The sequence below is a fragment of the Xanthomonas campestris pv. badrii genome, assembly GCF_012848175.1.
GTDB lineage: Bacteria > Pseudomonadota > Gammaproteobacteria > Xanthomonadales > Xanthomonadaceae > Xanthomonas > Xanthomonas campestris_C.
The window spans coordinates 457,417-478,376 of record NZ_CP051651.1 but is presented as its reverse complement, the minus strand read 5'-3'; the positions used below and the strand labels follow the sequence as shown (position 1 = coordinate 478,376).

12 protein-coding genes and 1 other RNA gene are annotated in these 20,960 nt (G+C 67.6%); 7 read left to right on the top strand and 6 right to left on the bottom strand.

The window, feature by feature from the left end:
- Positions 1-44 precede the first annotated feature (44 nt).
- The gene (locus HG421_RS01985) at positions 45-3,887 is read right to left on the bottom strand and encodes a YadA-like family protein (RefSeq protein ID WP_248279496.1); all 3,843 of its coding nucleotides are present in this window, start codon (positions 3,885-3,887) and stop codon (positions 45-47) included.
- 963 nt (positions 3,888-4,850) lie between these two features.
- Here HG421_RS01985 and HG421_RS01980 point away from each other — a divergent pair.
- Positions 4,851-4,926, top strand: a non-coding RNA gene (locus HG421_RS01980) — sX9 sRNA.
- 4 nt (positions 4,927-4,930) lie between these two features.
- On the opposite strand, the gene purL is transcribed toward HG421_RS01980, so the two are convergent.
- The 3 genes from purL to xerD form a co-directional block, all read right to left on the bottom strand.
- On the bottom strand, positions 4,931-9,022 hold the full coding sequence (gene purL / locus HG421_RS01975; protein WP_169704746.1) for a phosphoribosylformylglycinamidine synthase: 4,092 nt from the start codon (positions 9,020-9,022) through the stop codon (positions 4,931-4,933).
- A gap of 294 nt (positions 9,023-9,316) precedes the next feature.
- Positions 9,317-10,117: a DsbC family protein gene (locus HG421_RS01970; RefSeq protein WP_169704744.1), complete on the bottom strand. Its 801-nt coding sequence runs from the start codon at positions 10,115-10,117 to the stop codon at positions 9,317-9,319.
- A 244-nt stretch (positions 10,118-10,361) separates the two neighbouring features.
- Positions 10,362-11,333 (bottom strand): site-specific tyrosine recombinase XerD, encoded by a 972-nt coding sequence (xerD, locus tag HG421_RS01965; protein WP_169704742.1) that lies wholly within the window; start codon positions 11,331-11,333, stop codon positions 10,362-10,364.
- Positions 11,334-11,496: 163 nt separating this feature from the next.
- Between xerD and HG421_RS01960 the strand changes: the two genes are divergently transcribed.
- Complete coding sequence (locus HG421_RS01960; protein WP_169704740.1) at positions 11,497-11,958, top strand: RDD family protein; 462 nt, start codon at positions 11,497-11,499, stop codon at positions 11,956-11,958.
- A 106-nt stretch (positions 11,959-12,064) separates the two neighbouring features.
- On the opposite strand, the gene lptG is transcribed toward HG421_RS01960, so the two are convergent.
- Both lptG and lptF read right to left on the bottom strand, forming a co-directional pair.
- Positions 12,065-13,171, bottom strand: a complete 1,107-nt coding sequence (lptG, locus tag HG421_RS01955) for an LPS export ABC transporter permease LptG (protein WP_169704738.1) — start codon at positions 13,169-13,171, stop codon at positions 12,065-12,067.
- Positions 13,168-14,250, bottom strand: coding sequence for an LPS export ABC transporter permease LptF (gene lptF, locus HG421_RS01950; protein WP_169704736.1), 1,083 nt, complete (start codon positions 14,248-14,250; stop codon positions 13,168-13,170). Before lptF ends, lptG begins: the two co-directional genes overlap by 4 nt.
- Before the next feature lie 107 nt (positions 14,251-14,357).
- Between lptF and HG421_RS01945 the strand changes: the two genes are divergently transcribed.
- The 5 genes from HG421_RS01945 (at position 14,358) to HG421_RS01925 (ending at position 20,860) form a co-directional block, all read left to right on the top strand.
- Positions 14,358-15,830, top strand: coding sequence for a leucyl aminopeptidase (locus HG421_RS01945; protein WP_169704734.1), 1,473 nt, complete (start codon positions 14,358-14,360; stop codon positions 15,828-15,830).
- Complete coding sequence (locus tag HG421_RS01940) at positions 15,830-16,192, top strand: hypothetical protein (RefSeq protein ID WP_169704732.1); 363 nt, start codon at positions 15,830-15,832, stop codon at positions 16,190-16,192. The genes HG421_RS01945 and HG421_RS01940 overlap by 1 nt, the downstream gene beginning before the upstream one ends.
- A gap of 7 nt (positions 16,193-16,199) precedes the next feature.
- Entirely contained in the window at positions 16,200-16,625 is a 426-nt protein-coding gene (locus HG421_RS01935; protein WP_169704730.1) for a DNA polymerase III subunit chi, read from the top strand.
- Positions 16,626-16,743: 118 nt separating this feature from the next.
- Entirely contained in the window at positions 16,744-19,584 is a 2,841-nt protein-coding gene (locus HG421_RS01930) for a valine--tRNA ligase (RefSeq protein ID WP_169704728.1), read from the top strand.
- 43 nt (positions 19,585-19,627) lie between these two features.
- On the top strand, positions 19,628-20,860 hold the full coding sequence (locus HG421_RS01925) for a multifunctional CCA addition/repair protein (protein ID WP_169704720.1): 1,233 nt from the start codon (positions 19,628-19,630) through the stop codon (positions 20,858-20,860).
- Positions 20,861-20,960: the final 100 nt, after the last annotated feature.

Sequence of the window (20,960 nt, the reverse complement as noted above, 5' to 3'; positions counted from 1 at the left end):
GGTTGCCATGACGTGCAGGCAACCGCGCATGCGTTTGCCGAGGATTACCAGCCGAAGCCGGCACCCACGCCGATCGAGCTGTCGTCGCCGCTGAGCGCACCGCCCACCGTCAAGGTGGCGCGCGGGCTGATCGCACGCTGGTAGCCCACCGACAACGCCGATTCGCCATTCTGGAAACCGACACCGGCACCGATGCGGTTCGGCGAGGCGATACCCGCCACGCTGGCGGACATGTTCAACATCGCCGAGCTCATCGCACCCTGGCGGTCCAGGCGACGGTTCTGCCGACGCAGACGGTCTTCGATATCGCCTTGGTAGCTTTCGAAGCTGTCGGCCATCGCGCTGTAGCGGCTGTCGGTGTAGCTGTTGGCCGCGGCCACGCCGCTGTCCAGCTGGCCCTTGTTGACCGCATCGGTCGCACGCACACCGGCCGCCACATTGGCCACCTGACGCTCGCCACCCACGCTGCCCACCGACACCGTATTGGCGCGGTCGGCAACCGAGCCCTGGCCCAGTGCCACCGCACCTTGCGCGGTAGCACGCGCGCCCTGGCCGATCGCGGTGCCCGAGGCCGCGCTGACCTGCGCGCCTTCGCCCATGGCCACCGCGTTGGTGGCCACTGCCGCGATCTGCGTGTTGGCGCCAACGGCGGTGCTGCCATCGGCATTGACGCGTGCGTTGCTGCCGATCGCGGTGTCGTTGGGGCCGTGCGCATAGGCGCTGCCGCCAATTGCAGTACCGGTGACGTGGTTGGCCACCGCAGCAGTGCCGACCGTCGTGGACGTTGCCGCCGGGGTGATGCTGCCGACCACGGCGGCGGTCGGCGTGCCCTGGACTGCGGCACTTGCGGCAAGCCCGGTTGCAGTCGCTGTCGAGGACGCCATGCTGCCAGCGGTTGCGTCAGTTGCCGACGCTATCGACTGCAAACCGTCGTCATTGGCCTCATCCACGGCGTTGGCGCCCACGACAGTCGATGCGTCCGCAGACGGTGCGCCGGCCGCCGTCCGCGCTGTTGCGACCCGTGCGGCAGACGCACGCGACGCAGCCGCGGCGGTTCCACTGCGCGCATCCAGCTCGCTGACCTTGCTGTCCAACGCCGTCAATGCCGCACCGACATTGCTGTAGCTGCTGCCCTGGATCACATAGGTCGGCGCCACGAACACGCCCTGCGCGCCGATCGCCGCACCACCGCCGAGGAAGCTGGCGGCATTGCTCAGCGACTGGAACAGTTGCCCGCCATTGAGCGCATCGGTGCTGCCGGCCGCAATCGCACCGGCACCGACATTGACGATGCGGCGCGTGGCCGGGCCGCCACGGCCGTTGCCATTGCCTACCGACACGACATTGGCCTCACCAGTGCGCGCACCTGCACCGAGCGCGACAGAATCGGCTCCGCTGGCGCCGGCGTTGGCGCCGACGGCCACCGCATTGCGACCGCTCTCCCGGGTAAAGGCGTTGTAGCCCAGCGCCAGGCTGTTGTTGCCGAGCGCGCGCGCTTGCACGCCCACGGCCATTGCCGCACTGCCGATGTCGCCGACGAACACGCCAACGCTGGCATCGCGGCCGATCGCAATGGCATCGGGTGCGTCGGCCCTGGCATTGGTGCCCAGGGCGATGGTGTCGCCATAGAGGATCGAGGTATCGGCGCCGCTGCCAATGGCGATGCTGCGATCGGACGCAGCACGCGCGTCGTAACCGATGGCGATCGCCTCGGTCGCCTGTGCCGATGAAGCGGCACCCAGCGAAACTGTGCGTGGTCCGAATGACGCGGCGCTATGTCCGATGGCCACCGCGTCGACGTTGTTGTCGTTGGCGAACACGTTGGCGTTGTAGCCCAGCGCAATGGCGTGGTCGGCATCGCTCCGCGCCCCGGCCCCGATCGCAATCGCCCCGACGCCCGACGCACCCGCGCTGCGGAGCGTGTTGCTGATGAGCGAGAAGCCGCCGACGGTGATACTGCGCTCGCCGGACGATGCGGCGCTGCTGCCGACGGCCACACTGCTTTCGCCGAAGCCCGCGGCATTGAAGCCCACCGCTGTCGCCAGCCGGCCGGCAGAGGCGGCATTGAATCCGAAGGCCGACGAGCCCGCGCCGCGTGCGATCGAAAAACTCCCCAACGCGACATTGGTGTCGTCCAGCGCCTGCGCAGCGAAGCCAAGCGCCGTCGACTGAGTACCCAGGGCCGTGGCACCGGTCCCCACGGCGGTGGCAAATACCTGCATGGCCCTGGCGCCGCCGCCCAAGGCCACCGCGCCGACTCCCTGTGCGGTGGTTGCCTGCTCCTGTTGGCCGATGATGAAGCCGGAGGCGTCGAACAACGGCACCGTGGCAACCCCACCCACCGCCAGCGCCGACGCATCGGAGGCGCTGGCATTGCGACCAAGCGCCACCGCGTCGCGTCCGAGCGCCGCACTGCCCGACCCCAGCGCGCTGGCTCCCTGGCCCAGCGCATTGCTGGCACTGCCGAGCGCGATGGCGTTGCCGCCTTCTGCAAATGCAGCCGGCTCGTCGGTGTCGGACTTGGCCAACGCCAAATGGCTATCCAGCCGTGCAGCCACCGCGCGCACGCTGTCCAGCTGCGCGACATTCACCGCATCCGATGCCTCGGTCCCGGCCGCCACGTTGGTGATCTGCCGGGTCAAGCCGGTCTGCGCGTTGCCCACCGATACCGTATTGCTGCGATTGGCATACGAGAACGCACCCAGCGCCACCGCGCTGGAGGCCGAACGGTTCCATGCATCGTCGATGAGATCGCCCACCCGCGCGCCGTAGCCGATCGCTACCGCATCGACCCCGTTGGTCTGCGCATCGGCGCCGATCGCGGTGTTGTTGCCGTTGAACAACGAGGTCCTGGTGCGGGCGCCGAGCGCCACGCTGTTTTCGGCATAGGTGGTGCTGCCCTGCCCAATGGAGATGCCGCCATCGCCCATGGTCAACGCAAAGCCACCCAGCGACACCGTGCCCGGCGCGAAGGTGCCTGCCGAACGTCCGATGGCGATCGAATCGGTGTTACCGGGCCGATTGGGAAACACATTGGAGTTGTAGCCAATCGCAATGGCGTAATCGGACTGGCTTTGCGCGCCCGCACCGAAGGCGATGCCACCACGCCCGGTGGCCGCGGTGATCGAGCCGAAATCGCTGACGCCGCCGATCACCACGCTCTGAGCGCCGGTGGCGAGCGCGGTATCGCCGATGGCGACGCTGCTGGCGCCATCGCTGCGCGCCCGGTAACCGAAGGCGGTTGCGGTGTTGGCGCTGGCCCGCGACAGATAGCCGCCAGCGGTGGACAGAAAGCCGCTGGCCGTGGACAAGCCGCCCACCGCGGTGGCGCCGTCGTCGAAGGTTTGCGCGCGGTAGCCCAGCGCCGTGCTCTGCACGCCGTCGGCACTGGCGCCACTACCGATCGCGCTGGCGAACGGCGTTGCTGCAACCGCGCCACCTCCGATCGCGGTTGCACCGACGCCTACGGCCTGTGCGGCCAGTTCGCGCTGACCAACGATGATGCCGAACTCGTCGTAGTCGAAAACGGTAGCAAGCCCGCCGAGCGCGACTGCCGATTCCCCGGCTGCGGTTGCGTTGTAGCCGATCGCCGTTGCGTGGCGCTCCGCCGCCAGGCTTCCGCCGCCCAGTGCGATGGTGCCCTCGCCCAAGGCATTGCTTGCATTACCCAATGCCAGCGCATCCTGCCCATCCGCAAAGGGCGGCAGCTCGGCATCGGCGGCAGGTGTTGCGCTGCTCTGTGCCGTGGCACCGTCCGACCGCGCAGCGGTAGCGATGCCAGCGCTGGCAGTGTCTGCATCGTCGTCGCAACGTTGCTGACCATCGACCAGCTGGCAATGCGTGCTCGATGCCGCTTGCGCAGTCGCCGCGACGACAACGCCAGCCATGCCGAACAGCACCAGTCCCACCGCCAGCGCCAACGGGTTCCCGGACTGCACGCGGCGCCTGTTGGTCTGTTTTATTTCGGTAGCGCAGGCATGCGCTGCCACTCGGTCCTGAGCTGCGTGCTCATGACCGCACTCCAGAGAATGTCGCTTCATTAATCCCTTACTCCCCATTGGCCAAGTGTGTAAATAACCGGCCACCGCGCAATGCATCACACGGTCCCCCTGAGGCCCCTGTCAACATGCGCGCATACGCCTTTTACGGCAGGTACCCCTACGCAAAAGGCTCAAACAACCGAATATTTGTCAGCAGCAGATAATGCGAAAATCGCGTCATCTCGATAATGCGAGATGAATCTATTGAAAAATAATGCGCCCAAATGCGCTCGTCGTCGCATTATCGAACTGTTAATCTTTGGAGAATAAAAACCTAGCAGTTCTTATAGTTACTCGGACAACACCAAGTATCGACTTTGGATTTACCCACATTCGACGCTTTGGTATGCACAGGCAGGTAATACACGGTCGCGCCGGCCCTTTACTCCACCGGATATCGGCAGTCGATCGCAGCAGATGTTCGACTGCCGAGCCGGCCGGCAGCTGCTCCAAGATCTGGTCGGGCAGGCATGACGCATCGGGCCGGAAAGCCGCTGCAACGAAAGGCGCGCAAAGCCGCTGCCAGAGCGCGCGCGCGTCAGGCCAATGGCGTTGTCGGTCCGCGACGCGCACGGCAATGGCCTTCCCGGCGTCGAGGAGTTCGCTGGTCATCCGGCGAGGTCATCGGCGGGCCCGGTGGGCTTCAGACACCATCGGCCGAGCGGCCGATTGCCGCATCGCCTGCAGGGCTCGCATCGCTGCGTTGGACTGCCGCGCACCTGATTCGTTGCGCGCGGCACTCTGCGCCGAGATCGGCCAATACAAGCACTGCGCGGCCGCCTGGCGGGCGCGGCCGGTGCTCGGTACGGCATGTACCAGGCGGACACGCCGGCTCTGCGCGCCGTCCGCACACGGCCTGACTGCCGCGCGCTACGCCTGGTTAGCCGTGCTCAGCCGCACCACACCCGCGCGTTACGGAACATCCGCAGCCAGGGCGAGTCCTCGCCCCATTCGGCCGGATGCCAACTCAGGTTCACCGTGCGCGGGGTGCGTTCGGGATGCGGCATCAGGATGGTGGCGCGGCCATCGGTACTGGTCAGGCCGGTGATGCCGTCCGGCGAGCCGTTCGGATTGAGCGGGTAGCGCGACGCTACTGCGCCATCGCCGTCGACGAAACGCAGCGCCACCCGTGCAGCTGCCTGGTCTACGGCGGTCTGGAACTCGGCACGGCCTTCGCCATGCGCCACCGCCACCGGGATCCGCGAACCGGCCATGCCGCGCAGGAAGATCGACGGCGACTCCACCACTTCCAGCAACGCGGTACGCGCTTCGAACTGCTCGCTGCGGTTGCGCAAAAAGCGCGGCCAGTGCTCGGCACCGGGAATGATGTCCTTGAGCTGGCTGAGCATCTGGCAGCCATTGCACACGCCCAGCGCAAACGTATCGCTGCGCGCAAAGAACGCGGCAAACGCATCGCGCAAGGCCGAACGCTCCAGGATCGAGGTGGCCCAGCCACGGCCGGCCCCCAGCACGTCGCCGTAGCTGAAGCCGCCGCAGGCCGCGAAGCCGGCGAACTGCGCCAGATCCACGCGCCCGGCGATCAGGTCGCTCATGTGCACATCGAACGCGCGGAACCCGGCGCGCTCGAAGTTGTAGGCCATTTCGATCTGCCCGTTGACGCCCTGCTCGCGCAGGATCGCCACCCTGGGCCGCGCACCGGTGGCCACGAACGGCGCGGCCACGTCTTCGGACGGGTTGAACGCCAGCTTCGGACGCAGACCGGGCGCCTGGAAATCGCGCGCCAGCGCGCGTTCTTCGTCGGCGCTGTCGGGGTTGTCGCGCAGCGTCTGCATGGCGTGGGTGACCGACCACCATGCATCGAACAGATCTTCCCAACGCCATTCGGCCAGCACCCGGCCCTGCCCGCTGACCCGCACGCGCGGCGTGCCGGTGGGGCGCGCAATCCGCTGCGCGCACTCGGTCAAGGCATGCCGTTCGACCAGATCGGCGAACGCGGCGCGATCCTCGCTGGCAATCTGCACCACCGCACCCAGTTCTTCATTGAACAGGCTGCGGAACGCGTCATCGCCCCAGGCATCGAGGGTGATGTCCAGCCCCTGGCGCGAGGCGAACGCCATCTCGCACAGCGCCGCAAACGCACCGCCATCGCTGCGGTCGTGATACGCCAGCAGCAGCCCGCCTTCGCGTGCATCGCGGATCAGCTCGAAGAAGCTGCGCAGCCGCTGCGCATCATCCAGATCCGGCACCTCGCCGCCGAACGCCGGCAGCGCCGAAGCGTCGGCATACACCTGCGCCAGCACCGACCCACCCAGACGCTGCTTGCCGCCACCGAGCCCGATCAACCACAGCTCGCTTTCTTCATCGTTGCGCAGCAACGGCGTCAGCTGGGTGCGGACATCGCTCACCGGCGCAAAGGCACTGATGATCAGCGAGACTGGTGAAACGCTTTTCAGCGTTTCACCGGGAATCGGGAGTCGGGAGTTGGGAATGGTGGAAGCGGAGGGCTGCGGCGTTTCGCCATTCCCCATTCCCGATTCCCCATTCCCGGCTACCCACTGCGCCTGCATCGACAGCGAATCCTTGCCCACCGGAATGCTCAGCTCCAGCGCCGGGCATAGTTCCATGCCGACTGCGCGCACCGCGTCGTACAGCAGTGCGTCTTCGCCAGCATGACCGGCGGCGGCCATCCAGTTGGCCGAGAGCTTGATGCTGGCCAGGGTCTGCACCGGTGCCGCGCACAGGTTGGTGATCGCTTCGCCGACGGCCATGCGCGCCGAGGCGGCAGCGTTCAATAGCGCCAGCGGGGCGCGCTCGCCGATCGACATCGCCTCGCCTTCGAAGGTCTCGAACCCGGCCAGGGTGATGGCGCAATCGGCCAGCGGCAGTTGCCACGGCCCGATCATCTGCTCGCGTGCGGTCAGCCCGCCCACGCTGCGGTCGCCGATGGTGACCAGAAAACTCTTGGACGCCACGGTGGGATGCGCCAGCACGCGCAGCCCGGCCTGCTGCAGATCCAGCCCTGCGGTCTGCAGCGCCGGCCACTGCGGCGCGGCCGGATGCACCGCATCGCGATGCATCTTCGGCGCCTTGCCGAAGAGCACGTCCATTGGGAGGTCTATGGGGAGGTCGGGACCGGGGACCCGGGACCCGGGACCCGGAACAGCAGTGCCCTGCGCTGCATTGAGCGTGCTCTGCGCATGCGCGCCAGCACCCTCGCGCCGTTGCAGTTGCTCTCCCCCGGTCCCCGGTCCCGGGTCCCGGGTCCCGGCGTCCAACGTCCCATAGCCAACCACCAGCCGCTCCTCGGCCGTCGCCACGCCGACGGCGGCGAACGGGCAGCGTTCGCGGGCGCAGATGGCGGCGAATTCCTCCAGGCGCGCCTGCGGTACGCCGAGCACGTAGCGTTCCTGCGATTCGTTGCACCACAGTTCCAGCGGCGACAGCGACGGGTCGTCGCTGAGCACGCGGCCCAGGTCGATGATGCCGCCCACGCCCGAGTCGTGCAGCAGTTCGGGGATGGCGTTGGACAGGCCGCCCGCGCCCACGTCGTGGAACCAGCGGATCGGGTTGTCGATGCCCAGCGCCACGCAGCGGTCGATGACCTCCTGGCAGCGGCGCTCCATTTCCGGGTTTTCGCGCTGCACGCTGGCAAAATCCAGCGCCTCGGCACTGTCGCCGGCCGCCACCGAGCTGGCCGCGCCGCCGCCCAGGCCGATCAGCATCGCCGGGCCGCCGAGCACGATCACCGCATCGCCCGGCTGCAGGCGCAGCTTCTCGACCTGGTTGCGATCGATCGCGCCCAGGCCGCCGGCCAGCATGATCGGCTTGTCGTAGGCGCGGGTCAGGCCCGGGCCTTCGGCCAGTTCGAAACTGCGGAAATAGCCGAGCAGGTTGGGCCGGCCGAATTCGTTGTTGAACGCGGCACCGCCGAGCGGGCCGTCGAGCATGATGTCCAGTGCCGGCGCCATGCGCGGGTTCAGCGCACGCGGCGCTTCCCACGGCTGCGGCAGGGTGGGAATGCGCAGGTGCGAGACCGAAAACCCGGTCAGGCCGGCCTTGGGCTTGCCGCCACGGCCGGTGGCGCCTTCGTCGCGGATCTCGCCGCCGGCGCCGGTGGCCGCGCCGGGAAACGGTGCGATCGCAGTCGGGTGGTTATGCGTTTCCACCTTGATCGCAAAGGCCGACGGCAGCACCGCTTCGCTACGGTACTCGCCGCTGGCCGGGTCCGGGCGGTAGCGCGCGGCCGGCACGCCTTCCACCACCGCCGCATTGTCGCTGTAGGCCGACAAGGTGTGCTGCGGGGTCTGCTGGTGGGTGTGCTTGATCATGCGGAACAGCGAGCGTTCCTGCGCCTTGCCGTCGATGGTCCAGCTGGCATTGAAGATCTTGTGCCGGCAATGCTCGGAGTTGGCCTGCGCGAACATCATCAGCTCGACATCGGCCGGGTCGCGGCCCAGGGCGGCGAAGCGTTCGCGCAGGTAGTCGATCTCGTCCTGCGCCAGCGCCAGCCCCAGGTCGCGGTTGGCCTGTTCCAGCGCATCCAGCGGCACGCGCTGCAGCTGGCCCGGGTCGGGCACGTTGAACAGGGCTTCGGCCGCGGCGGCCGAGCCCAGCAGCGACTGCGTCATCGGGTCATGCAGCAGCCTGGCCACCGCGGCCTGCACGGCCGCGTCCTGCGGCCAGCCGGCCAGATCGATGCGGGTGCCGCGCTCCACGCGCTGGATCGGCTGCCCGGCCCCGCGCACCAGTTCGGTGGCCTTGCTGGACCACGGCGACAGCGTGCCCAGCCGCGGGACCACATAGCGCGAGGAAGCATCCGCGTCGCGCGGCGCGGGGGCGGCGTCGGCCTGCAGGATCCGCTGCAAGGTGGCCTGGTCGGGCGCTTGCCCGGCCTCGGCGCGGATGAAGTAGACGTGCCAGGCGCCAGTGATGCGCAGCGCGGGAACGAGGGTTTGCAGGCGGGTTTCGAGCCGAGCGCGGCGGAACGGCGAAAGGGCGGAAGCGCCCTCGAGGACCATCATGTCCGGGGAACCGTGTCAGAAACGGGGCTGCAGATTGTAACGGAGCCGGTGGGTCGGCGTCGGTCGGGTGCGGCGGAATCGGGAATCGGGAATGGTCAGGCGGGCCTTGAGGCTGGCCCGTGCGCATGCCGACGTGTTGCGCCGGGCGGCAGCAGGAACGTGGCCAGATCGCGTCCCACCCTCGGAAACAGCGAAGGCCCGGATGCGGACGCCCCCGGGCCTTCGTCATTGCACAGACCATCACTGCACCGACGCCATCAGCGACGCGCCACGATGGTCAGGGCTGAGCCCGCCTCAGCGGCTGCCGCCCGCCGTGGTCACGGCGCGCTTTTCCAGCGCCTCACGCAGCTGCGCCGGCGGCAGGTAGCCGCCGAGCTGGGTGCCATCCGGCGCAAAGATCGCCGGGGTACCGTTGACGCCCAGGCGCTGACCCAGGGTGTATTCCATCGACACCGGATTCTTGCAGTCCTTGGACGCCACCGGCTGGCCGGACTTGGCGGCGGTGAGCGCCTGCTTGCGGTCGGCGGCGCACCATACCGCGATCATTTCCTTGTGGTCCTGGCTGCCCAGGCCCATGCGCGGAAATGCCAGGTATTCGACCGCGATCCCCTGCTTGTTGAGCTCGCCGATCTCGCTGTGCAGCTTGCGGCAGTAGCCGCATTCCACGTCGGTGAAGACGGTCACGGTGTACTTGGGGTTGGCCGGCGCGAACACGATGCGGTCAGCCTTGGGCACCGTCTCCAGCTGCTTGCGACGGTAGGCGAGCAGACCCGGGCTGGCTGCGAACTGCTTGTTCTGGATGTCGAACGGCTGCGCCTGGATCAGGTAACGGCCGTCGTCGCTGACGTACAGCACCTGCCCGCCGACCACCACTTCGCGGAACCCTGGGAACGGCGCGGCGCCGATGTAGTCGGGCTTGAAGTCCGGGTCCAGCGCCTTGAGCGCTGCGCCTACCCGCTGATCCACATTGCCGGAGGCGGCAGGCGCGGTGGCCGCCGGCTTGGCGCCAGTGTTGCTTGCCGCGGGCTGCGACGATTGTGCGCAGGCGGTAAGGCTGATCGCGCCCAGCAGCGCGGCAATGGCAAGACGATACATTCACGCATCCAGATGGAATGGGGTGCCTGGATTCTCGCACAGCGCAGATGAAGCCCGGCCGCGGCCGCGGCAGTTTGTTCGCGTGCGCGCCGGCGAGTGGCGACTTCCAGCACGTCACCCTGTCGGAATTGACGCTGCACCACCATGGGTGCGCTGGAACGACGCGGGGCCTCCACCGCGCCGTTATTCATCGGTCTACGCTGGAACCTGATGCCCGCTGCTCCTGCCTGTCCTGCGCGGCCGGCTAGCCGCGCGGATGATGGCTGGCGTGCAGCGTCCGCAGGTGCTGACGCGCCACCAGCGTGTAGATCTGGGTGGTCGAGAGCGAGCTGTGGCCCAGCAGCATCTGCAGCGCGCGCAGGTCGGCGCCGTGATTGAGCAGATGGGTGGCGAAGCTGTGCCGAAGGCCATGCGGGCTGACCGTGGCCGGGTCGATGCCGGCCAGCGCCGCGTAGCGTTTGACCAGCGCCCAGAACTGCTGGCGGCTGGGCGGCTGGCGCGCCGCGTCGATGAACAATGGCACCTGCCCATCCGCCGCGGGCACCGCCTTGTTGCCGGCAAGCAGCGGGCGCGCCTCGCGCAGATAGCGCTCCAGCCAGTGCTGGGACTCCTCGCCCAGTGGCACCAGACGTTCCTTGCTGCCCTTGCCGGTGACGCGCAGCACGCCCTGCCGCAGGTTGACCCCCACCGCCGGCAAATTGACCAGTTCGCTCACGCGCAGCCCGGCCGCATACATCAGCTCGAGCATGGCGCGGTCGCGCAGCCCCAGCGGCGTCTGCATATCCGGTGCCGCCAGCAAGGCATCGATCTGGGTTTCGGTCAGCGCCTTGGGCAGCGAGCGTGGCAGGCGCGGAGGGTCCAGCAAGGCGGTGGGATCGTCGCTGCGCACGCCATCGCGCAGCAACAGCCCATAGAAGGCGCGCAAGCTGGACAACAGCCGGGCATTGCTGCGCGGGCAATAGCGCGCCTCGGTGCGCCAGCGCAGGTAGTCGAACAAGGCCGGACGCTGCATCCCCGACAGGCCGCCGCCCGCCCCATCGCGCCAGCGCGCCAGCCCTTCCAGATCGCGCCGGTAGCTCTCCAGGGTCTGTCGCGCCACCCCGTGTTCGGCCCAGAAACGGTCCAGGAAACGCGCGATGGCCGCCGCATCGGCCGCCTGCAATGGCGGCAGTTGCCGGGAGAGTTGGCGACGTTCGGTGGGGCTGCTGGCAGACATCGCCACAGGATAGAACGTGACCGGCGGCATGCGCGAGGCGAGGCGTGCCCGGCAATGCGCCGACAGGCTGGCCCGCCGCCGCGCAGCCGCACCACCCCAACACCTGCAGCGCGCTACCGCAGCGCGGCGTTGCCGTCGCCTTGGCGCCGGCTATGCTCCCGGCATGACGTCGATTCCTGCTCCCCGCGCTGCACGCCCGCCTGCCCTGCTGGGCTGGCGGATCCTCGCCCTGTGTTACGACTTCTGGCCAGCACTGGCGCTCTGGATGCTGGTGTCCACCGGATTCACGCTGGGATTTACCCTGGCCGGACACCCCGCGCGCCAGAACATCGCTCCCTTCAGCGCCTGGCAATGGCTGCTGTGGCTGTGCTGCTGGGTGGTGGCCGGCATCTACGCCACGGTCAGCTGGCGGCGCGGCGGGCAGACCCTGGGCATGCGCCCGTGGCGACTGCGACTGCAGGAGCCACGCCCCACCTGGCGACAGGCCTGGACGCGTTATGCGGTAGGCACGCTGTCGCTGGCCCTGGCCGGCGCCGGATTCTGGTGGGCGTGGGTGGACCGCGACCGGCTCACCTGGCATGACCGCGCGAGCGGCACCCGGCTGCAGCGTATTCCCAAGCGTTGACGGCAACCCGGATGTCGCAGGCTGCCGCATGCAGGGGGCAACACCAGGCCAACACCCCGCGCCAGCGCATGCGGGTCGGACTCGGGCGACATCTGCGGCACGTGGATCAACGACTGCGCCGCCGGAACAACCACGCCGAGACGCCCAGCATCACCATCGGTGGCAGTGCGTAGGCGATGCGGTAATCGAGCTTGAGCGCGCCGGCCATGCGGCCGAAGAACAGCTGCAGCAGCCAGAAGCCCAGCGCGAACAGGATGCCCAGGAACAAGCGCTTGCCCAGGCCGCCGCTGCGCAGCGAACCGAACGAGAACGGAATGGCCGCCATGCACAGCGCCAGCACATTGAGCGGGTAGAACCAGCGGCTCCAGTACTGGTCTTCGTAGTCGCGCGCATCCAGCCCGTTGCGACGGCGGTACTCGATGCTCTGTTGCAGTTCGTGTGCGGAGAGATTGCGCGGCTTGGCCAAGCCGGCCGCCAGCGCCGCCGGGCTCAGCTGCGACTGCCATGGCAGCTCGGGGAAGGTTTCGCGTTGCACCGCGCGTTCCTGGAAGGTGTCGCGGCGCACCTGGCGCAAGGTCCAGCGGCCGTCGCGGTGCTCGGCCACGGATGCATAGGTCAGCTGTTGCAGCCTGCCATTGGCATCCATGGTGTACAGGCGCACATCGTGCAAGGCCAGCGCGGTGCCGCCGCCCTCGAGCAGTTTTTCCTCGCCGCCAAGCGCATTGAGGAAGGTAGTGCCTTCGCGTGCCCACAGCCCCGAATAGCGGGCCATGGCCATGTCGCTGTTATAGCGGGCACTGGTCTTGAGCGTATCGGCCTGGTTCTGCGCCCACGGCCCCACGGTCTCGCCACTGATCACCATGCTGGCGGTCAGCAAGGCCATCGCCGCGACCACCGAGGCGGACATGCGCTTGCGCGACACGCCCAGCGCACGCAGCGCGGTCAATTCGGATGTGGCCGCCAGCTGCCCCAGACCCATCAGCGCACCGATGACCGCAGCAGTGGGGAACAAGGTATAGGCCCGGCGCGGCACCGTGTAGGCCACATAGGCCACGGCGTGCCCGAAGCTGTAGCTGCCCTGGCCGATATTCTTGGCCTCGCTGGCAAACGCATTGACCAGGTCCAGCCCCAACAGCACCGCCCAGGTCAGCAGCACCGTGAACAGCACCGCACGGCCGACGTACCAATCATGCACCCGCGGCATCAGCCTCATGCGCGCGCCCTCGGCCGGCGCACGCGGCCATCGCGCGCATACGCCCAGACCGCCACCGCCAACAGCGGCAGTGTCAGCCACCACAGGCCCAACGCAGCCGGGGTCTTGCCGTTGGCGATCCACTGGGTGCCGACGATCATCAGGTTGGTGCCGACCATGTAGGCCAGGAAGGCCAGCATGATCCGGCCATAGCGCTGCTGCCGCGGCGCACTGCGCGACAGCGGCAGGGTCAGCAGGGCGAAGGCCAGCGCCAGCAGCGGCGGTGCCAGCCGCTCATGCAGCTGCGCACGCGCCGCCGGGCGTTCATCGGAGAGCAGCTGCGTGGTCCACATCACTTCCGGATCGTTGGCATCGTGCACCCGGGTGCGGTCGGGCAAGGCCACATCGTTGCTGGCGAACTTCATCAGGCGGTAGTCCAGGGTGTCGCCAGCGGCCGGGCCTTCGATGCGGTAGCCATCCTCCAGGCGCAGGTAGCGATCGGTCTTGCCTTCGAAGAACATCGCGCCGCGCTCGGCGGTGACCACGTCGATGCGGTCGTCCTTCTGCCGCTGCAGGAACACCTTGCCCAGGTTCTTGCCATCGGCGGAAATGGTGGTCAGGTAGACCACGCCACCGCCGGAGAGCGGGGTGAACTTGCCCGACTCCAGGCCGGCCATCAGCACGCTGCGGTTGGCGTCCTCCAGCATGGTTTCGGCGGTGCGGCTGGCCCAGGGGCCCAGCCACAGCGAGCACAGCCCGATGATCACCACCACCGGCACCACCAGCATCAGCATGGGCCGCAGCATGCGCCTGGGGCCCACACCAATGGCGGTGATGACGGCCATTTCTGAATCGCGGTACAGCCTGGCCAGCGCCAACAACAGGCCCAGCATCAGCGCCAGCGGCAGGATGATCGGCAGATAGGCGACGAATTGCAGCCCCACTTGCGACAGCAGCAAGCGAGCCGGGATGCGGCCGTCGGCGATATTGCCGAGGATATCCACCAGCACGCCGCCGACGCTGACGACCAGCAGCACGATCAAGGTGGCCAGGAAGCTCTGGGTGAAATCGCTGAGCAGATATCGATCGAGCTTCGGCATAGGGTGGGCTTGTTTTAAACTCTCGGATTCGTTCGCGGCGCCGCCAGCCTAGTCAGGTTGGCGTAAACAGCCCGCGATTGTACGGATTTGCCTACGGAATCTGATCAATGGCCCTGCAATTCACCCTGAACCAAGACGCGCCGGCAAGCGCTGCCGTCGACTGCATCGTGGTTGGCGTGTTCGCCGACAAGACCCTTTCGCCCGCTGCCCAGACGCTGGACAGCGCCAGCCAGGGCCGTTTGACGGCCTTGGTGGCACGCGGCGATGTGGTTGCCAAGACCGGCTCCACCACCCTGCTGCACGACCTGCCCGGGGTCACCGCCCCGCGCGTGCTGGTGGTGGGGCTGGGCGATGCCGGCAAGTTCGGCGTGGCGCCCTACCTCAAGGCGGTGGGCGATGCGACCCGCGCGCTCAAGACCGGGGCGGTGGGCACGGCCCTGCTGACCCTGACCGAGCTTTCCATCAAGGCCCGCGACGCCGCCTGGAACATCCGCCAGGCCGTGGTGGTCAGCGACCATGCCGCCTACCGCTACACCGCCACGCTGGGCAAGAAGAAGGTGGACGAGACCGGCCTGACCACCCTGGCCATCGCCGGCGACGACGCCCGTGCGCTGGCAGTGGGCATCGCCACCGCCGAAGGTGTGGAGTTCGCCCGCGAACTGGGCAACCTGCCGCCGAACTACTGCACCCCGGCCTACCTGGCCGACACCGCTGCGGCCTTCGCCGGCAAGTTCCCGGGCGCCGAGGCCCAGATCCTGGACGAGGCACAGATGGACGCGCTGGGCATGGGCTCGCTGCTGTCGGTGGCGCGCGGTTCGGCCAACCGCCCGCGCCTGATCGTGCTGAAGTGGAACGGCGGCGGCGACGCGCGCCCCTACGTGCTGGTCGGCAAGGGCATCACCTTCGACACCGGCGGCGTCAACCTCAAGACGCAGGGCGGCATCGAGGAAATGAAGTACGACATGTGCGGTGGCGCCAACGTCATCGGCACCTTCGTGGCCACCGTCAAGGCCGAGCTGCCGATCAACCTGGTGGTGGTCGTGCCGGCGGTGGAAAACGCCATCGACGGCAACGCGTACCGTCCCTCCGACGTGATCACCAGCATGTCCGGCAAGACCATCGAGGTCGGCAATACCGACGCCGAAGGCCGCCTGATCCTGTGCGATGCGCTGACCTACGCCGAGCGCTTCAACCCGGAAGCGCTGGTGGACGTGGCCACGCTGACCGGCGCCTGCATGGTGGCGCTGGGCCACCAGACCGCCGGGCTGATGAGCAAGCACGACGACCTGGCCAACGAACTGCTGGCCGCTGGCGAGCATGTGTTCGACCGCGCCTGGCGCCTGCCGTTGTGGGACGAATACCAGGGCCTGCTGGATTCCACCTTCGCCGACGTCTACAACATCGGCGGCCGCTGGGGCGGCGCGATCACCGCCGGCTGCTTCCTGTCGCGCTTCACCGAAAACCAGCGCTGGGCGCACCTGGACATCGCCGGCGTGGCCAGCGACGAAGGCAAGCGCGGCATGGCCACCGGGCGCCCGGTCGGCCTGCTGACCCAGTGGCTGCTCGACCGCGCCGCCTGATGTCGCCTCGCGCTGCATTGGCCCTGATCGCCGGCTTCGTGCTGGTGGACGGGGCCACCAGCGCGTTACCCGGCTGGACCGGCCCTGCCAGCGACCTGGCCCGGTTTGCGCTGCTGCTGGTGCTGATCTTCGTGTGGCTGGCGGCCGACAGCCGCCGGCACGGCTTTCGCCGCCCCATGTGGCTCAACATCGGCATGGTGCTGGCGTGGCTGGTGTTCATCCCCATCTATCTGTATCGCGCGCGGCCTGAAGGCCGACGCCTATGTGCGATGGGCGGGTTTTTGCTGGTGATCCTGGCGTCCGGGCTGCTGTTCATGCTCGGCACCCTCATTGCCGACGTCGTTTTCCCTATTGCTTCGTGACCTGACCATGCCCCGTGCCGACTTCTACCTGATCGCCAAGCCGCGCTTCCTCAACGAACCGCTGCGGCTGGTCTGCGAGCTGGCGCGCAAGGCCAATGACGCCAACCTGTCCACGCTGATCCTGGCGCGCGATGCGCAGCAGGCCGAAGCGCTGGACGACCTGCTGTGGGCGTTCGACGACGAGGCCTATGTGCCGCACCAGATCGCCGGCACCGATGACGAGGACGAACTGGCCCCGGTGCTGATCGCCCCCCCCGAGTTCGCCGCCCCCTCGCGCCCGCTGGTGATCAACCTGCGCGACGATCCCTACCTGGGCGCCTGCGACCGCGTGCTGGAAGTGGTGCCCGCCGACCCGACCGCCCGCGAACCGCTGCGCGAACGCTGGAAACAGTACAAGGCCCTGGGCCTGGAGCTCAGCAAGTACGACATGTGAATCGGGAATCGAGAATGGGGAATGGGAGTCGAAACTTCGCTCCCTCCCATCAGTTCGTCACCGACCAGCACTCCCCGCTCTACCCATTCCCTATTCCCGACTCCCCATTCCCCGCCTTATGACCACCCTCGCCTCCAGCTACGACCCCGCTTCCTTCGAATCGCGCCTGTATGCGCAATGGGAGGCGGCCGGCTATTTCGCGCCGTCCGGCAAGGGTGAGCCGTATACCGTGCTGCTGCCGCCGCCCAATGTCACCGGCACGCTGCACATGGGGCATGCGTTCCAGCAGACGTTGATGGACGCGCTGGTGCGCTACCACCGCATGCGCGGCTTCGACACGCTGTGGCAGGTGGGCACCGACCATGCCGGCATCGCCACCGAGATGGTGGTGTCGCGCAATCTGGCCCTGGAAGGCAAGGGGCAAACGCGCGACACGCTCGGCCGCGAGGGCTTCATCGCCAAGGTGTGGGAATGGAAGGCGCAGTCCGGCGACACCATCGAGCGCCAGATGCGCCGGTTGGGCACCTCCAGCGACTGGTCGCGCAGCACCTTCACCATGGACCCGCAACCGTCGGCGGCGGTCAACGAAGCCTTCGTGCGCTGGTACGAGCAGGGCCTGATCTATCGCGGCCAGCGCCTGGTCAACTGGGACCCGGTGCTGAAGACCGCCATCTCCGACCTGGAAGTGGAAAACGTCGAGGAAGACGGCTTCCTGTGGTCGATCCGTTACACCTTGGCCGATGGTGTGACCTACGAACATGTCGAGCACGATGCCGACGGCAACGAGATCCTGCGCGAAACCCGCGATTACCTGGTGGTGGCCACCACGCGCCCGGAGACCCTGCTCGGCGACACCGCGGTGATGGTGCACCCGGACGATGCACGCTACGCCAGCCTGCACAGCGCACGCATCGTGCTGCCGCTGACCGGCCGCCAGGTGCCGGTGATTACCGACGATTACGTGGACCGCGCGTTCGGCACCGGCGTGGTCAAGGTCACGCCTGCGCATGACTTCAACGACTACCAGGTGGGCGTGCGGCACTCGCTGCCGATGATCAACCTGTTCACCGTCACCGCAACCCTCAACGACGAAGCACCGGAGCGCTATCGCGGCCTGGATCGCTACGACGCACGCAAGCTGGTGCTGTCCGAACTGGAAGACCTCGGCCTGTTGGTGGAAACCAAGCCGCACAAGCTGCAGGTACCGCGCGGCGACCGCACCGGCCAGGTGATCGAGCCGTATCTCACCGACCAGTGGTTCGTCAAAATGGACGCGCTGGCCAAGCGTGGGCTGGAGCTGGTGGAAAGCGGCCAGATCAGGTTCGTGCCGCCGAACTGGATCAACACCTATCGCCACTGGATGGAAAACATCCAGGATTGGTGCATCAGCCGCCAGCTGTGGTGGGGCCATCGCATTCCGGCGTGGTTCGACGCCGCCGGCAAGTATTACGTCGGCCACGACGAAGCCGAAGTGCGCGCCAAGCACGGTCTAGGCACAGAAATCGCCCTGCATCAGGACAGCGATGTGCTGGAAACCTGGTTCTCCTCGCAACTGTGGCCATTCTCCACCCTGGGCTGGCCGGATGCGAACGCGATGGCCGAGCGCGGCTTTGCGCGCTATCTGCCCTCGTCGGTGCTGGTCACCGGCTTCGACATCATCTTCTTCTGGGTGGCGCGCATGATCATGGCCACCGACAGCTTCACCGGCCAGGTGCCCTTCCGCGATGTCTACATCACCGGCCTGATCCGCGATGCGCAGGGCCAGAAGATGTCCAAGTCCAAGGGCAACGTGCTCGACCCGCTGGACATCATCGACGGCATCAGCATCGAGGACCTGGTCGCCAAGCGCACCAGCGGCCTGATGCAGCCGCGCATGGCCGAGAAGATCGAAAAGGCCACCCGCAAGGAATTTCCGGATGGCATCATCGCCCACGGCGCCGATGCGCTGCGCTTCACCATCGCCGCACTTGCGACCCATGGCCGCGATATCAAGTTCGACCTTGGACGTGCAGAGGGCTACAAGAACTTCTGCAACAAGCTGTGGAATGCCACGCGCTTCGTGCTGATGAACAGCGAAGGCGCGCGCTTCACCGGCGTGCCGCAACCGCGCACCGAAACGGAAAAGTGGATTCTGGCGCGCCTGGACCAGGTCACTGCGGACACCCACGCGCATTACGCCAACTACCGCTTCGACCTGCTCACGCAGGCGTTGTACGAGTTCGCCTGGAATGCGTTCTGCGACTGGTTCGTCGAGCTGTCCAAGCCGGCGCTCAGCGATGCCATGCAGGACAGCGATGCAGCCGCCAGCACCCGCCACACCCTGCTCTACGTGCTCGAAGCCCTGCTGCGCCTGCTGCACCCGCTGATCCCGTTCGTCACCGAGGAACTGTGGCAGCAGGTCGCTCCGCGCCTGGGCATCACCGACGCCACCATTTCCCTGCAGGCCTTCCCGCAGGCCAACGACCTCGATACCAGCGGCTACGCCGGTGCGGAAGCCGATGTCGAATGGCTGAAGTCGATGGTGTCGGCACTCCGCCGCGTGCGCAGCGAATTGAACGTGCCGCCCTCCAAGCAGGTGCGCCTGTTGCTGCAGGCCGGCAACGCCGACGACCGTGCGCGCGTGGCGCGCTTCGCATCGCAGCTGTCCTTCCTGCTCAAGCTCGAAGCGATCGACTGGCTGGATGCCGGCCAGGACACACCGCCCTCGGCCACCGCCATCGTCGGTGAGCTGACGCTGCTGGTGCCGCTGGAAGGCCTGGTCGACATGGATGCCGAGCGCACCCGCCTGGACAAGGAGATCAAGCGCGTGGAAAGCGAGATCGGCAAGTGCAACGGCAAGCTGGGCAACGCCACCTTCGTGCAGAACGCGCCGGCCGCGGTGGTCGAGCAGGAGCGTGCACGCCTGAACGACTGGACGGTGCAGCTGACCGGCCTGCGCGAGCAGCGCGGCAAACTCTGAGGCAGTGCATCACGCCAAGACGCGATAGCGCAGGATCGTGCATATGAAGATCTATCTCGTTGGCGGCGCCGTCCGCGATGCCTTGCTCGGCCAGCCGGCCGGCGACCGCGATTGGGTGGTGGTCGGTACCGATCAGGCGCAGATGCAGGCGCAGGGATTCAAGCCGGTGGGCAAGGACTTCCCGGTGTTCCTGCATCCGCGTAGCGGCGAGGAATATGCACTGGCGCGTACCGAGCGCAAATCCGGCCGGGGCTATCGCGGCTTCGTGGTGGATGCCGATCCCTCGGTGACGCTGGAAGAAGATCTGCTGCGGCGTGACTTCACCATCAATGCCATTGCCCGCGACGAAGACAGCGGCGAGCTGGTGGACCCGTATGGCGGTGAGCGCGATCTGCAGGCGCGCATCCTGCGTCATGTGGGGCCGGCGTTTATCGAAGATCCCGTGCGCGTGCTGCGTGCGGCACGCTTCATGGCGCGGTTCGCCCCGCTTGGCTTCACGCTGGCGCCGGAGACCGCAGCGCTGATGCGCGAGATGGCGGCCAGTGGCGAGCTGGACAGCCTGGTGCCCGAACGCGTCTGGCAGGAACTGCGCCGGGCGTTGAGCTGCGCACGGCCGTCGGCGTTCTTGCGCACCCTGCACGATACCGATGCACTGCGCATCATCCTGCCGGAACTCGATGCGCTGTACGGCGTGCCGCAGCGCGCCGACTTCCACCCGGAAGTGGATACCGGCATCCACCAGGAGATGGTCAGCGACATGGCCGCACGTCTGGCGCCCGGCGATGCGCTGATCGGCTTTGCCGCACTCACCCATGACCTGGGCAAGGCGCTGACGCCACCGGAGCAATGGCCCCGCCACCTGATGCACGAACAGCGCGGCGTCGCCCCGCTGCAGGCGCTGTGCGAACGGCTCAAGGTGCCGCAGGACTATCGCCAGCTGGCCGTCACCGCCTGCCGCGAGCATCTCAACGTGCATCGCCTGCCCGAACTACGCAACAGCACCGTGCACGACCTGCTGGTGCGTTGCGATGGCTTTCGCCGGCCCGAGCGCATCGCGCAGCTGGCCCTGGTGTGCGAGGCCGACAAGCGTGGTCGCCTCGGTAGCGAAGAATCTGCCTACCCACAAGGCGAACAGCTCAAGCGTCTGCATGCAGCAGCACTGGCAATCAATGCGCGCGACCTGGCCGCGACCGGCCTGCAAGGCCCGCAGATCGGGCAGGCCCTGGCGAAGGCGCGCATTGCCGCGATCGCAGCGGCGCGCAACCACGATCAGTAAGGGCTGCCGTCTGAATATGAAAAGCAGCCGCTCAACCGGTGTGCAGCACGCGGACTGCGCGAGGCCAGTAGTGCAGCGAGGCGGCCGCATGTCGCAGCCG